The organism is Actinospineispora acaciae DSM 45401, from assembly GCF_000620785.1.
GTDB classification, from domain to species: Bacteria; Actinomycetota; Actinomycetes; order Mycobacteriales; family Pseudonocardiaceae; genus Pseudonocardia; species Pseudonocardia acaciae.
In genome coordinates this window covers 253289-266905 of record NZ_JIAI01000002.1, presented here as the reverse complement: position 1 = coordinate 266905, position 13617 = coordinate 253289, and the positions used below count along the sequence as shown (strand labels likewise).

General features: G+C 73.9%; 17 protein-coding genes. 5 read left to right on the top strand and 12 right to left on the bottom strand.

From position 1 onward, the window contains the following. Nucleotides 1-50: 50 nt before the first annotated feature. Genes N912_RS0110850 through N912_RS0110840 form a run of 3 tightly spaced genes read left to right on the top strand, consistent with a single transcriptional unit; the run spans nt 51 to nt 2207 of the window. A complete protein-coding gene (locus tag N912_RS0110850) occupies nt 51-524 on the top strand; it encodes a low molecular weight protein-tyrosine-phosphatase (protein WP_028922443.1) in 474 nt (157 codons plus the stop codon). A gap of 17 nt (nt 525-541) precedes the next feature. Then, nucleotides 542-1384 (top strand): fructosamine kinase family protein, encoded by an 843-nt coding sequence (locus N912_RS51035; RefSeq protein WP_084210923.1) that lies wholly within the window; start codon nt 542-544, stop codon nt 1382-1384. A 4-nt stretch (nt 1385-1388) separates the two neighbouring features. Next, entirely contained in the window at nt 1389-2207 is an 819-nt protein-coding gene (locus N912_RS0110840) for an SURF1 family cytochrome oxidase biogenesis protein (protein WP_028922442.1), read from the top strand. Here the strand turns inward: N912_RS0110840 and N912_RS60160 are convergent. Continuing rightward, entirely contained in the window at nt 2204-2653 is a 450-nt protein-coding gene (locus N912_RS60160) for a PNPOx family protein (protein WP_051580026.1), read from the bottom strand. The genes N912_RS0110840 and N912_RS60160 overlap by 4 nt on opposite strands. An 85-nt stretch (nt 2654-2738) precedes the next feature. Between N912_RS60160 and N912_RS0110830 the strand changes: the two genes are divergently transcribed. Then, the gene (locus N912_RS0110830; RefSeq protein WP_028922441.1) at nt 2739-3293 is read left to right on the top strand and encodes a TetR/AcrR family transcriptional regulator; all 555 of its coding nucleotides are present in this window, start codon (nt 2739-2741) and stop codon (nt 3291-3293) included. Here the strand turns inward: N912_RS0110830 and N912_RS51025 are convergent. The 8 genes from N912_RS51025 to N912_RS65690 form a co-directional block, all read right to left on the bottom strand. Beyond that, complete coding sequence (locus N912_RS51025; RefSeq protein ID WP_051580025.1) at nt 3221-4222, bottom strand: cobalamin biosynthesis protein; 1002 nt, start codon at nt 4220-4222, stop codon at nt 3221-3223. The genes N912_RS0110830 and N912_RS51025 overlap by 73 nt on opposite strands. Nucleotides 4223-4228: 6 nt before the next feature. Continuing rightward, nucleotides 4229-4498, bottom strand: coding sequence for a hypothetical protein (locus N912_RS51020; RefSeq protein ID WP_028922440.1), 270 nt, complete (start codon nt 4496-4498; stop codon nt 4229-4231). A 199-nt stretch (nt 4499-4697) separates the two neighbouring features. Then, nucleotides 4698-5156 carry a very short patch repair endonuclease gene (locus tag N912_RS0110815; RefSeq protein WP_156993408.1) on the bottom strand — a complete coding sequence of 153 codons (459 nt, stop codon included), beginning with the start codon at nt 5154-5156 and terminating at the stop codon, nt 4698-4700. A gap of 21 nt (nt 5157-5177) precedes the next feature. Continuing rightward, entirely contained in the window at nt 5178-6395 is a 1218-nt protein-coding gene (locus N912_RS0110810) for a cytochrome P450 (RefSeq protein ID WP_037064152.1), read from the bottom strand. 32 nt (nt 6396-6427) lie between these two features. After that, entirely contained in the window at nt 6428-7234 is an 807-nt protein-coding gene (locus tag N912_RS63400; RefSeq protein WP_051580024.1) for an IclR family transcriptional regulator, read from the bottom strand. Next, nucleotides 7227-7757: a protocatechuate 3,4-dioxygenase subunit alpha gene (gene pcaG, locus N912_RS0110800; protein ID WP_037064149.1), complete on the bottom strand. Its 531-nt coding sequence runs from the start codon at nt 7755-7757 to the stop codon at nt 7227-7229. Before pcaG ends, N912_RS63400 begins: the two co-directional genes overlap by 8 nt. Before the next feature lie 5 nt (nt 7758-7762). Further along, entirely contained in the window at nt 7763-8530 is a 768-nt protein-coding gene (gene pcaH / locus N912_RS0110795; RefSeq protein WP_028922435.1) for a protocatechuate 3,4-dioxygenase subunit beta, read from the bottom strand. A 97-nt stretch (nt 8531-8627) separates the two neighbouring features. Then, nucleotides 8628-9287, bottom strand: a complete 660-nt coding sequence (locus N912_RS65690; protein WP_245645249.1) for a phosphatase PAP2 family protein — start codon at nt 9285-9287, stop codon at nt 8628-8630. A 177-nt stretch (nt 9288-9464) separates the two neighbouring features. Between N912_RS65690 and N912_RS63390 the strand changes: the two genes are divergently transcribed. Continuing rightward, on the top strand, nt 9465-10511 hold the full coding sequence (locus N912_RS63390; RefSeq protein ID WP_028922434.1) for an MBL fold metallo-hydrolase: 1047 nt from the start codon (nt 9465-9467) through the stop codon (nt 10509-10511). A gap of 17 nt (nt 10512-10528) precedes the next feature. Here the strand turns inward: N912_RS63390 and N912_RS51010 are convergent, their stop codons facing one another. Genes N912_RS51010 through N912_RS0110770 form a run of 3 tightly spaced genes read right to left on the bottom strand, consistent with a single transcriptional unit; the run spans nt 10529 to nt 13613 of the window. After that, complete coding sequence (locus N912_RS51010; RefSeq protein WP_037064146.1) at nt 10529-11347, bottom strand: SDR family NAD(P)-dependent oxidoreductase; 819 nt, start codon at nt 11345-11347, stop codon at nt 10529-10531. Then, nucleotides 11344-12723, bottom strand: a complete 1380-nt coding sequence (locus N912_RS51005) for a sugar porter family MFS transporter (protein WP_037064144.1) — start codon at nt 12721-12723, stop codon at nt 11344-11346. The genes N912_RS51010 and N912_RS51005 overlap by 4 nt, the downstream gene beginning before the upstream one ends. Nucleotides 12724-12743: 20 nt before the next feature. Then, the gene (locus tag N912_RS0110770; protein ID WP_169747859.1) at nt 12744-13613 is read right to left on the bottom strand and encodes an SMP-30/gluconolactonase/LRE family protein; all 870 of its coding nucleotides are present in this window, start codon (nt 13611-13613) and stop codon (nt 12744-12746) included. Nucleotides 13614-13617: the final 4 nt, after the last annotated feature.

Here is a 13617-nt window from a genome sequence, read left to right as displayed (position 1 = left end):
GAGCACCACGGTGGAGCGTCGGTCAGACTGCTCGGGTGGGTGATCCGAAACTGCTGCACGTGTGCTTCGTCTGCACCGGCAACATCTGCCGCTCGCCGATCGCGGAGAAGGTGTTCGCCACCGAGCTGGACCGCGCCGGGCTGGCCGACCGGGTGCGGGTGACCAGCGCCGGCACCGGGCCGTGGCACGCCGGCGACCCGGCCGACGAGCGCGCCGTGGAGGTGCTGGGCCGGCACGGCTACCCGACCGGCCACGTGGCGCGCCAGGTCAACCCCGAGCACCTGGAGGCGGACCTGCTGGTGGCCGCCACCGACGAGCACGTGGCCGCGCTGACCAGGGTCCTCGGCGGGCGGGAGGCCGCGGAGAAGGTACGGCTGCTGCGCTCGTTCGACCCCGCCGCTCCGGCCGGGGCGGAGCTTCCCGACCCGTACTACGGCGGTGACCAGGGCTTCGACGAGGTGCTGGCGATGGTGGAGGCGGCCATGCCGGGCCTGCTCGGCTGGACGCGCGAACGGGTGTCGTGAGCCGCGACCGGGCCGCGGTGGTGCGCCGGCTGGCCGGTTCGCCGCCGCGCGAGGTGCGCCCGGACGGCACCGTCGCGCTCGCCGACGGGCGGTTGGCGTTGCTCAAGTCCACGCCCGGCCAGGTCGACGCGGAGGTGGCCGGGCTGCGCTGGCTGGCCGGGCCGTCCGAGGTCCCGGTCCCCGCCGTGATCGGCCACGACGAGCGGTGGCTGCTGCTGGAGTACCTGCCGCCCGCGCCGCCGGATGCCGAGGCCGCGGCACGCTTCGGCGCCCGGCTGGCGCGGCTGCACCTGGCCGGCGCGCCCGCGTTCGGCGCCGCGCCGCCGGGCGGGCCGGTGGACGCCCGGATCGGGCTCGCGCCGATGCGCAACGTCGCCGGTACCAACTGGCCGAGCTGGTACGCCGAGCACCGGGTGCTGCCGTACCTGCGGACGGCCAGCGACGACGGCCAGCTCGCCGCCGACGAGGTGGCCACCGTGGAGGCGGCCTGCGCCGTGCTGCCCGAGGTAGCCGGGCCGCCGGTGGAGCCGGCGCGGCTGCACGGCGACCTGTGGTCCGGCAACGTCTGCTGGAGCGCCCGGGACGGCCGCACAGAGGCCTGGGTGATCGACCCGGCTGCGCACGGTGGTCACCCCGAGACGGACCTGGCCATGCTCGCTCTGTTCGGCTGCCCGCACCTGGAGTCCGTGCTCGCGGGCTACCGGGAGGTCACCCCGCTGGCCGCCGGCTGGGCCGAGCGCGTGGGCCTGCACCAGATGTTCCCGCTGCTGGTGCACGTGGTGCTGTTCGGGCGCGGGTACGCCGGCCAGGCGATCGCCGCCGCCCGATCCGCGCTGCGCCTCGCCGGCGGCATACCGTAGAGGCGTGCGGTTCCTGTTCAAGCCGGGTTGGGTGGCGTTCGTCCTGGTCGTCATCGGGTTCGCGGTGGCCTGCTACACGCTGCTCGCGCCCTGGCAGTTCCGCCGCAACGCCGAGCGGGAGGCGCAGAACGACGCGATCGCCGCCTCCTACGCCCACCGGCCGGCGCCGCTGGCCGAGCTGGTCCCCGGCCCGGCGCCGGCGCCGGACATGGTGTGGCGGCAGGCCACCGTGCGCGGGCGCTACCTGCCCTCGGACGAGGCGCTGGTGCGGCTGCGCGTCGTGGAGGGGCGCCCGGCGTTCGAGGTGCTCACCGCGTTCCGCACCGACGAGGGCAGGCTGGTCACCGTGGACCGGGGGTACGTGCGCCCCGGCCGGGGCCAGCAGGTCGCCGACTTCGCGGCGGCCCCGGACGGCCCGGTCACGCTCACCGGGCGGATCCGGCTGGACGAGAACGACCCGCAACAGCGCCCGCCGCTCACCGTCGACGGGCGCCGCCAGCTCTACGCCGCCGACAGCCGCCAGCTCGCAAGCGTGACCGGCCAGCCGCTGACCGGCGGGTACCTGCAGCTGGTGGACGGCCAGCCCGGCGGGCTCGGGGTGCTGCCGCTGCCCGAGACCGACAGCGGCCCGTTCCTGTCCTACGCCTGGCAGTGGCTCACGTTCGGCGCGATGGCGCTGTTCGGGCTCGTCTACTTCGTCCGGCTGGAGCTGCTGCAACGCCGGGGCGGCGGCCCGGACCCGCGCGCCCCCGCCGAGCCGACGGACGAGCCCGAGCCCGAGGTCGACACGCTTGCGGAGCGCTACGGCAAGGCCCGCTTCTAGCTCACGGGCTTCACCGGGTCGAAGCGGATGACGGCGACCGAGCCGACGTGCCGCTCGATCTCCTCGACGGGCGCGTCGGGCTCGAACGGCAGCAGCGGGTCCCGGAACCCGGCCAGCGGCAGGTAGGTCGCCAGCACCGCCGCCGCCTCCCGCCCGTCCACCAACACCGGCCGCCGCTCGGTGTCGCCGCCGGCAGGGCCGTCGCGCTCGATGCGGCAGCCGCCGGCCGCGAGCAGGTTGCGCACCCAGTCCCGCGCCCGCGTCGACGAGCAGGCGTAGAGCCGTCCGTCGACGGCCGTGACGTTGACCGGGAACGGGCGCGGGCGGCCACTGCGCCGGCCCACCACGTCGATCACCCTCGGCACCGGCCGGCGATCCCGATACGGCGGCGACGGGCTCGCGCGCAGCCGCTCGACCATCGCCCGGTTGGTCTCGCGCTGGTCCACTGTCCACCTCAAAACGGTCCAACGGTCCACTTCCTGCCGCCTACGATACGGTCCGACGGTCCACTTCAGCAACGGGAGGCCAAGGGTGGGCGAGCGAGCCGACGCGGTCCGCAACCGCGCCGCGGTCCTGCGCGCCGCCGAGGACCTGTTCCGGCGCGACGACCTGGAACACGTCACGCTCGCTCGGATCGCCGACGCGGCAGGGGTCGGCAAGGCCACCGTGCTACGACGGTTCGGCGACCTGACCGGCGTGGTCGAGGCCGTCATCGCGCCCAGGGTCACGGCGCTGCGGGACGCCCTGCGCACCGGGAACCCGCCGCTGGGCCCCGGCGGCCGGCCACCCGAGCGACTGCACGCCTACCTGGACGCCCTGCTCGACTTCGTGCTGGACAACCGCGCGCTGATCCGCGCCCTGGAGAACCGCCGCCCGCACGCCTACTACGCCAACCCGGCCAGCCGGTTCTGGATCGACGAACTCGGTCGCCGCATCCACGCCGCCCACCCGGACGCCGACGCCGACTACCTGGCGCACGCCGTCTTCACCGCCCTGCGCGCCGACGTGATCGACTATCTGCGCACCGACCGGCGGATGAGCACCGACCGCATCCGCGCCGGCCTGCACGCCCTCGTCACCCGGTGACCGAGCACGGTGGCCACAACCGCCGCGGACCAGCCAAGCAGCCGGGACAACCTGGCCGCCCTGCGCAGGTCGGCGGGGGTGGGCGCGGCGCCCTCGCCCAGGGTGGGCCGCCGCTCGGTCCCGTGCGCGTACCGGGTCGGCCCGCCGAGGCGAACGCCGAGCGCGCCGGCCGCTGTGGCCTCCACCGGCCCGGCGTTCGGGCTGGGGTGCGCACGGGCGTCGCGTCGCCAGGCGCGGACGGCGGCGGCCGGCGAACCGGGGCCGGCCAGCAGCGGGGCGGCGGCCACCGTGAGCGCGGCGGTCAGCCGGGCCGGGACCAGGTTGGCCAGGTCGTCGGCGCGGGCGGCCGCCCAGCCGAACCGGCCGTAGCGCGGCGAGCGGTAGCCGACCATGGCGTCGAGCGTGTTCACCGCGCGGTAGCCGAGCAGCCCGGGGATTCCGGCCACCGCGCCCCACAGCAGCGGGGCGACCACCGCGTCCGAGGTGTTCTCCGCGACCGACTCACAGCCGGCCCGCGCCATCCCGGCCGCGTCCAGCGCGTTCGGGTCACGCCCGCACAAACGCGGGATCCGTGCCCGCGCGGCGGGCAGGTCGCCGGCGTCCAGCGCGCGGGCCAGCGCGGACGCCTCACCGGCCAGCGACGCGCCGCCGAGCACCGTCCAGGTGGCCGCCGCGACCGCCACCGTCTCCAGCGCGGGCCGCCGCGCCACCGCCCTGCCCACCACCGCGCCGACGCCGACCGCCGCGCCCGCACACGCCGCCAGGTGGCCGACCCCGGCCAGCCGCGAGTCCGCGTACCAGCGCCGCTCCAGCCGCGCGGCCAGCCGGCCGAAGCCCGCGACCGGATGCCACCGGGCCGGGTCCGCGAACACCGCGTCGGCGGCCACCCCGAGGAGCAGCCCCACCGCCCGTGCCCGCGCTCGCGCCACCGCCGCTCAGCTGGCCAGGTGGCACGAGGCCTGGCCGGAATGCCCGGACGCGTAGAAGATGCCGCGCGCGCTCTCCGCGATGACCTGCAGCGTGCACGGCCACGGCACCCCCGCGGTGCCGGCGTTGTTGCACGCCGAGCAGCGCCCGTGGTCGTCCGGGATGTGTGCCTCCAGCAGGCCCTGCCACACCTCGGGCATGCCCGACATCGTGACAGCTATCGGGTTGGCCGTCCGGTCGGCACCATCCTCGCCGACGGCGCCCTCGTCAGGGTGCATGTTTCGCCTCCGTGTACAGCAGAGCGTCCCCCCTTACGCCGCGAGCGTCGCACGTGACGGGGCCTTCTCCGAGCTTATTCGACAAACGAGCATCGTTCGTCGGCGAACGTGTAGAACTTTTAGCTACACCGGGTGATGAGGTGATGACGCTCGGGTAATCGCGGCGGACCGGCCACTGGGCGCACCCGCGCACGCACGCTCAGTCACCGGCGAGCGCGCGCCGGACCGTCTCCGCGCAGCCGGAGGGGTCGCGCAGCACGTCGTGCTCCCACAGCCGGACCACGGTCCACCCCCGCTCGCGCAGCGCCTCGGTGACCTCGCGGTCCCGCGCCATGGTGCGTTCGATCTTGGCCACCCACCATTCGGTGCGGCTGGGGAACACGTCGGCCAGCGACTCCCGGCCGCGCCTGCGCACCTCGTCCGGGTTGCCGTGCCACAGGTCGCCGTCCACGAACACGGCCAGCCGCCGGGAGCGGATCACCAGGTCCGGGCGCCCGACCACGTCCGGGGCGTGCAGCCGGTAGCGCACCCCGGCCGCGTGCAGGGCGCGGCGCAGCGCGAGCTCGGCCTTGGAGTCCTTGTGCCGTACCCGGGACATCATCCGGCTGGTCACCGCCGGGTCGCGCGGCCCCAGCCGCCGCCGTCCAGCCTCAGGCACGGCGCGCAGCCTAGACGACCGCTAGGCGACCACCCGGACCGGCAGCGAGTCCAGCCCGTGCAGGGTGTTGTTCAGCCGCGGCCGTACCGGACCGGCCAGGTGCAGCTCGGCGGCCCGGCCGGCCAGCGCGGTGAGGATGACCTCGCCCTCCAGCCGAGCCATCATCTGGCCGACACACGCGTGCGGCCCGGCGCCGAGCCCGAGGTGCCCGACCGCGCGGCGGCCGATGTCGAACTGGTCCGGGTCCGCCCAGCGGCGCGGGTCCCGGTTCGCCGCGCCGAGGAACAGCAGCACCTTCTCCCCGGCCGGGATCGTCACCGCGTCATCGGGAGCGCCGACCTCCACCGGACGGGTGGTGGTCCGGAAGAACGTCTGCACCGGCGAGCGGAACCGCAGCACCTCCTCGAACGCGGCCCGCGCCCGCGACGGGTCGGCGCGCAGCGCGGCGTACTGGTCGGGGTGCTCGGCCAGGCAGGCCACCGCGTTGCCCAGCGCGTACACGGTGGTGTCCACCCCGGCGGACAGGAACGAGCGCAGCAGCCGGGCCGCCTCGGCCGGCGAGTAGCCCTCCTCGCGGGCGGCCGCGTGCAGCTTCGCGCCCAGCCCGTCCGGGCTCACCGCGTCCGGCTCGCAGTTGGCGGCGATCCAGGCCTGCACCTGTTCGGCGTTGCGCAGCGAGCGCTCGAAGTGCGCGTTGCGCGGCCCGAAGCCGTTGAACACCATCGCGGCGTAGGCCATCAGGTGCTCGCGCCCGTCCACCGCCAGCCCGACCGCGTCCGGGAAGACGGCCACCGGGAACACCTCGGCCAGCTCGCCCACCGCGTCGAACTCACCGCGCGCCACCAGCGAGGCCACCAGCTCGTCGGCGCGGCGGGCGAACTCGTCGCGCAGCCGGCGCACCGCGGGCGGCGTCAGCACCCGCGACACCACCGACCGGGCCCGGGTGTGGTCCGGCGGGTCGGCCTCCAGCAGCAGGCTGGGCGGGCGCCACGGCGTCTCCTTGCGGAAGTCGGTCAGCCCCACCCCGGCCGAGGAGCAGAACGCCTCCGGGTCCTTCAACACCGCGTCGATGTCCGCGTGCCGGGCCAGCGCCCACACGCGGTAGCGGCTCAGGTACACCACCGGCCCGGCCTCGCGCAGCGCGGCGTGCCCCGGGTAGGGGTCGGTGAGGAACTCGTCGCAGAACGGGTCCAGGTCGCTGGTGGGCGCCTCGACCCGCAAGCCTGTGGCGGACGTCATACCCGAATCGTGGGCGGTCGGCGCCGCCGCACCTACCGCGCCTTCCGCCGACCGGAAGGGTTGTCCGGCATCCAGCCGAGCCCCCGGGAGATGCCCCTGGCCGCCGCGTGCACCGCAGGGATGTACTCCGAGGGCGGCCGGTCGCTGGGAACCACCACCGACAGCGCGGCCTGCACCGTCCCGTCCGGGCCGAACACCGGGGCCGCCACGGACAGCGCGTCCAGGGTGATCTGGCCGTCGCTGACCGCGATCCGGCGCTTGCGCACGTCCGCGATCACCCGGCGCAGCTTCCCCGGCGACACGATCGTCTTCTCGGTGAACCGCCGCATCGGCGCCGCCAGCACGCGCTCCTGGAACTCCGGGTCGGCGAACGCGAGCAGCACCAGTCCGACCCCGGTGGCGTGCAGCGGCAGCCGCCCGCCCACCCTGGTGATGATCCCGACAGCGGTGCGCGAGGACAGCCGCTCCACGTACACCGCGTCCCGGCCGTCCACCACGGCGAGCTGGACGTTCTGCCGGGTGGCCTCGTAGAGGTCCTCCAGGAACGGCATCGCGATCTCGCGCAGCCCGTGCCCGCGCGGGGCCAGCGCGCCGATCTCCCACAGCCGCAGCCCCACCTGGTAGCCGTGCTGGGTCTGCTCCAGCGCGCCCCACCGGGTCAGCTGGCCGACCAGCCGGTGGGTGGTGGTCAGCGGCAGCCCGGAGCGGCGGCTGATCTCGGAGAGGTTCAGCTCGACTCGTGCGGCGGTGAAGGTCGCGAGCACGCTCATCGCCCGCCCCACAGACGATCGTGTCGCCTCGCCCGGTACCTGGCTCCCGCCCGGCACCCGGTCAGACATCGAAGAAGACCGTCTCCTCCGCGCCCTGTAACCGGATGTCGAACAGGTATCCGCCGTCTGATGCCACGGCCACCAGGGTATGACGCCGCTGCTCGGGAACCGAGGCCAGAACCGGATCGGACGCGTGCGCGTCGGCGTGCTCGGGGAAGTAGATCCGGGTCACCACCCGGTGCAGCAGGCCGCGCGCGAACACCGAGACGTCCAGGTGCGGCGCCTGGCCGGGCAGCGCGCCGGGCAGCACCGTGTTGATGTGGTAGCCGCCGTCGGGCTCGGTCGGGCAGCGGCCGAAACCGCGCCACCCGATCACCGGCCCGCGCAGGTCGTCGGGGTGGTCGAACCGGCCGTCCGCGTCCGCCTGCCAGGTCTCCACCATCGCGTCCGGCACCGGCACCCCGGCGCCGTCGAACACCCGCCCGGAGATGGTGACGGCCCCCGGCGTGCCCGGCGGCACCACGTCGGGCCCGTCCGGCCAGGGCAGCCCGATGGACAGGAACGGCCCCACTGTCTGCGACGGCGTGCTCACCTCAGTCACTGGTGCGGCTCCTCGAACGGGGTGGCCTCGCGCCCGCGCAGCACGATGTCCCAGCGGAACGCCAGCGCCCACTGCGGCATCGTCCGGGACAGGTCGAACTCCGAGACCATGCGCCGGCGGGCTTTCTCGTCACGCACCGAGTTGAAGATCGGGTCGTGGGCGAACAGCGGGTCGTCCGGGAAGTACATCTGGGTGACCAGCCGCTGGGTGAACGCCCGCCCGAACACCGAGAAGTGGATGTGCGCCGGACGCCAGGCGTTGTCGTGGTTGCCCCACGGGTAGGCGCCCGGCCTGATGGTGACGAACTCGTAGCGTCCGGCCGAGTCGGTCAGCGCCCGGCCCACCCCGGTGAAGTTGGGGTCCAGCGGGGTCGGCCAGTTGTCCACCTTGTGCCGGTACCGCCCGCCCGCGTTGGCCTGCCAGATCTCGATCAGCGAGTCCGGCACCGGGCGGCCGTCGCCGTCGCGCAGCGTGCCGTGCACGATGATCCGCTGGCCGATCGGCTCGGCGGCGTGCTGGCGGGTCAGGTCGTGGTCCAGCTCGCCCAGCCGCCCCGGCCCCAGCAGCGGCCCGGTGACCTCGGTGAGCCGGTGCGGCAGCAGCACCAGCGGCTGCGACGGGTGCCGCAGCGCGGTCGACTTGTAGCCCGGGTAGTCCAGCGGCGGCTGCGTGCCCTCGGGGTCGCGTCGGTACGCCGGAAGGCCGCGCGCCGTCGCGTCCGACTGGCCGGCGGTCCCGGCGGGTGTGGTCGCAGGTCGTGTCACAGCGGCTCCTCCTCACTGCGGGCGTGTCCAGTACCGCATGGTGTCCCCGGATCAGCCTGCCGCGGCAGGCGCGCTTCCGCTCACTGGAAGGGTCCGTTCACCGGAACCGCCCGGCCAACGACCGCCGGGGCCAACGGTCCAACAGCACCGCCAGCCCGCCGACCACCGCGGTGGCGACCAGCACCCCGGCCACCGTGTCGGTGGCGTAGTGCCGCTCCAGCGCGACCATCGCCCCGGACACCCCGACCACCGCCAACACCGCCAGGACCACCAGCACCGCCCGCAGCCACCGCGCGCGGGGCACCCCGCCGGCCACGAACCCGAGCACCAGCACCCAGGCCATCGAGGTGACGCTGGTGGCATGCCCGCTGGGCAGCGCCAGGTCGCCGTAGTGGGTGCGCCCGACCAGCGGCTTGAGCACCAGCGCGGACAGCCCCACGGACAGCGCCGGCCCGAGGACCGCCAGCGCCAGCGCCCGCCGCCGACGGGTCGCCACGGCGGCCACCGCCAGCACGACCACCCCGAGCAGCAGCCCCTTCGCGGTGCCCAGCCCGGTCACCGGCCAGAGCAGGTCCTCGTACTCCTCGCCGAACCCCACCAACGGGTCGCCCAGCACCGAGTCCAGCGTCCCCGCCGACCGCTCGCCGCCGTACCACCATCCCAACGCCAGCACCCCGACCGCGCTCACCACCGCGACCACCGCGACCGCCACCCGCCACCTGCCGGGCAACAGCGCCCCACACACCGTCCGCCTCACCCCTCCCAGGGTGCCCGAGACCGTGTCGCAGGCGGTGACTCCGCCCACAGTCACCGCCGCCGGGCGCTCTCGACTTGCCGTTGCAGCCTGCAACCGTTCGAATCGACGTTAAGTACGAGCGCCGGCCGGCCGACGCGGTCCGCCCGGTGCCGTCCCTGGAGAGGAGCGGGCGTGCGGATCGAGCCGGATGACCCGGGCGGCGACTGGGTCGCGCAGGGCGTGTACGAGGTGTCCCCCGACCTGTATCGGATCCCGCTGCCGCTGCCGTCCGACGGGCTCAAGGCGGTCAACGTCTACGCCATGCGCGACGGCGACGGGCTGGTCCTGATCGACTCGGGCTGGGCGATCGAGGACGCCAGGGAGGTGCTGGAGAAGGCGCTGGCCGCGCTCGGCCACGGCATCGGCGACGTGCACCGGTTCCTGATCACGCACGTGCACCGGGACCACTACACGCTGGCGGTGCGGCTGCGCCGCGAGTTCGGCAACCGGATCAGCATGGGCGCCGCCGAGCTGCCCTCGCTGCGCCTGGTCGCCGACCCGAAGCGCCCGCCGTGGGCGTCCATGTTCATCCAGCTGTCCCGGGGCGGCGGCCAGCCGCTGATCGACCAGCTCGCCGCCGAGGCCGCCGCCGCGGCCGAGCAGGTGGACAGCGAGCACACCGCGTCGGACTGGGAGGACCCGGACGACTGGCTGGACCCGCCGGTCGACGTCGCGCTGCGCGGCCGAACCCTGCGCGCGGTGCCCACGCCCGGCCACACCAGGGGCCACGTCGTGTTCGTCGACCCCGACCGGGACGCGATGTTCACCGGCGACCACGTACTGCCGCACATCACCCCGTCGGTGGGCTTCGAGGCCGAGATCGCGCACTCCCCGCTCGGCGACTACCTCCAGTCGCTGCGGCTGGTGCGCGGCATGCCCGACCGCACGATGCTGCCCGCCCACGGCCCGGTCTCCCCCAGCGTGCACGCCAGGGTGGACCAACTGCTCGACCACCACGCCACCCGGCTGGACGAGATGGCCGCCGTGATCACCCACGGGGCGAACACCGCCTACGAGGTGGCCAGCCGCATCACCTGGACCCGCCGAGGCCGCCGCCTCGACGAGCTGGACCTGTTCAACAGGTGCCTGGCCGTGGTCGAGACCTCCGCCCACCTCGACCTGCTCGCCGAACAGGGCAGGCTGCGCCGCACGGTCACCGACCACGTCCGTCACTACCAGGCCTGACCGGCCCAGCGACGCCGTCAGGTACCGCCGCGGCCGACGCCCTGCACCGGGTACTGGCGGGCCAGCTCCGGGCTGGGGTCGAAGCCGTAGCAGCGAGCCGACGCGCCACCGTCGACCAGGATGTCCTGGCCAGTGACGAAGGATGCTCCGTCGGAGAGGAGGAACTCGATGACCGCCGCGACCTCGTCGGGCTCGCCGACCCTGCGTACCGGGTGGAGCAGCGCGTCCGAGCGTTCCGCCTCGGCCGGGTTGGCCGCGCGGTTCCAGGTCGTTTCGGACAGCGGTGTGCGGATCGCGCCGGGAAGCACGCAGTTGGCCCGGATCCCGAAGGGGGCGTACTCGACGGCGAGCTGCCGGGTCAGCGCGCTGACGGCGCCTTTGGTCGCCGTGTAGGCGAACGCGCCCGGGAAACCTCGGGCCGCCATGATCGAGCTGGTCGAGACGATCGCGCCCGCGCCGAGGGGGAGGAACCGGCGCACCGCCTCGGCGCAACCCCACATCACCCCGACCAGGTTGACGTCGAGCTGACGCCGTAGCCGTTTCTCGGTGACCCGGTGAGCCGGCTCGTCGAGTTCGATCCCCGCGTTGTTGACCCACCCGCGCAGCTCGCCGAGCTCGGCGGCCGTGTCGGCTGCCCGGGCACTGGTCCGTGCCGTCGCGACATCACCGACGACGGCGGCCACGTTTCCTTCCGCATCGGCGACGAGCCGGTCGAGTGTCGTCCGGGTGACGTCGACCGCCGCCACCGCCCAGCCCGCGCGGACCAGGCGGTGCACGGTCGCCCGGCCGATCCCGGCCGCGGCGCCCGTGATGACGCACGATGGCCGCCGTGTCATGGTCGTGCCAGCGGTCGGCGGTCCCCACGCCGTTGCCGCATGCTCGCTTCGATCTGTTCCAGAGTGCGTTTCTTGGTCTCGGGGACGAGGAGGTAGACGAAGATCCAACCGGCGACGCAGACGAGCCCGTAGAGCCAGAACGCTCCGGTCTCTCCGACGGCTTCGATGAGCGGCAGGAAGGTCAACGAGGCGACGAACGTGGCCGCCCAGACCGCGATGGTGCCGAGGCTCATTGCTGCGCCACGCAGTCGCAGCGGGTAGATCTCGGCGAGGACCAGCCAGAACACCGGGCCCAGGCTGAAACCGAAACAAGCGACGTGACACATCAGCGCGACGACGATGAGCCACGGCGAACCGGCCGAGGGGCCGGGCATCAGGAAGACGGCGCCGAGCAGGGCGAGTGTGCATGTCATCCCCGCGATTCCGGTCAGGAGCAGCGGCCGGCGTCCGACGCGGTCGACGAGTCGTACGGCGATCAACGTGGTGGCGATGAGCGCGAGCCCGGCGCCGAAGGTGGCGAGCAGCGAGGACGCCGGCCCGAGGCCGGTCGACTCGAGGACGGTCGGCGCGTAGTAGAGGATCGTGTCGATCCCGCTTGCCTCGGTGAGAAGCCCGAGGCCGATGCCGATGCCGATCGTTGGTCGCATCGCGGGAGCGAACAGGTCGCTCATGCTGGACTCCGATGCGGCGGCGCGCTCGATGTCGCGCAGTTGGGCGGCCACCTCGTCGGGAGGGTGGATGCGTCGCAGGACGCGGGTGGCCTCGTCGGGGCGGTCGTGGGCGACGAGCCAGCGTGGTGTCTCGGGGAGCAGGGCCATTCCCACGCCGAGCACGACCGCCGGGACCACGGCGAGGCCCAGCATCCAGCGCCATTGCCCGGTTGAGGCGAAGACGTAGCCGATCGCGTAGGAAACGGCGATGCCGATGGTCACCATCAGCTGGTAGAGCGAGACCAGGCGGCCGCGCACGTCGGCGGGCACGATCTCGGCGAGGTAGAGCGGGACGGTCAGCGACACCGCGCCGACCGCGAGGCCGAGCACCATCCGTGCCAGCGCGAGGACCGCCGGCCCTGGAGCGGCGGCGGCCAGCAGCGCACCGAGGGCGAATACCGCGGCAACCCCGACGAGCAGCGGTTTCCTGCCGATCCGGTCGGCGAGCGGTCCACCGGCGAGCGCGCCGATGACCGCGGCACCGACGAGCGAGCTGACGATCGCGCCTTGGGCGAACACCGACAAGGCGAAGTCGGCGCGGATGAACAGCAACGCTCCCGATATCACGCCGGTGTCGTAGCCGAACAGCAGTCCGCCGGTGCCGGCGATGCCCGCGGTCAGGTAGACGAACCAGGTCTGCTTCGATGTGGATGTCTGATCGGTCACCCGCCACCGCCTTGGTCTCGTTAGCCGCGATACGACGGCGCCGGCTGGCCCGGCACCTCGGTCCGGAGCCGGTACAGACCGCCGGCGGTCGGTTGCTCATCGAGTTGGCTCGGCGTCAGGCCGTGAGCGGCGGTCGTGACATAGAGGTCACGGAGGTCGGGCCCGCCGAAGCCCGGGCAGCTCACCTGGCTGACCGGCAGGGGCACGACGTGGTCGACGCCGCCATCGGGGGTGAACCGTCGGATGCACCAACCACCCCAGTAGGCCACCCAGAGGAATCCTTCGGCGTCCACGGCCAAGCCGTCGGGCAGGCCCTTGTCCGGGTCCGTGGTGACCAGCCGACGCCGATCGCGGATCGTTCCGTGCCGGGGATCGAACGCGAACGCGTCGATCCCGTGCGTCACCGAGTCGACGAAGTACATGGTGCGTCCGTCCGGGCTCCATCCGATGCCGTTGGCCATGGTGGTGCCCGGCACGACCGCGGTGACCGAGCCCGTCACGTCGACCCGGTGCAGCGCGCCGCACGGTGTGGTTTCGTCCTCGTGCACGCTGCCGACCCAGAACCGGCCTTCGGTGTCGCACCTGCCGTCGTTGAGCCACATTGTCGGGTCCGCCGCAACGGACGCGAGCGGTTCGATCCGCTCTGTCTCCTCGTCGAGCAGGACCAACCCGGCACCATGACCCAGCAGTAGGCCGCCACGTTCGCGTAGGGCGACGCAGCCGAGGGTGGGGCCCACCCGCAGGGCGGTGTCCATACCCGTGGCCGGGTTGAAACGGTGGAGCACGCCGCGCGTGATGTCGACCCAGAGCAGCCGATGCCGCGTCTGGTCCCAGACAGGTCCTTCACCGACGTCGGCGTGGGCATCGAGGACCAGCTCGGGTATCAGCAACCCG

Coding starts and splice junctions, on each gene's coding strand:
- N912_RS51020 (WP_028922440.1), bottom strand. CDS start 4,498: ATGCACCCTGACGAGGGCGCCGTCGGCGAGGATGGTGCCGACCGGACG.
- N912_RS0110810 (WP_037064152.1), bottom strand. CDS start 6,395: ATGACGTCCGCCACAGGCTTGCGGGTCGAGGCGCCCACCAGCGACCTG.
- N912_RS63400 (WP_051580024.1), bottom strand. CDS start 7,234: ATGTCTGACCGGGTGCCGGGCGGGAGCCAGGTACCGGGCGAGGCGACA.
- N912_RS51010 (WP_037064146.1), bottom strand. CDS start 11,347: ATGACACGGCGGCCATCGTGCGTCATCACGGGCGCCGCGGCCGGGATC.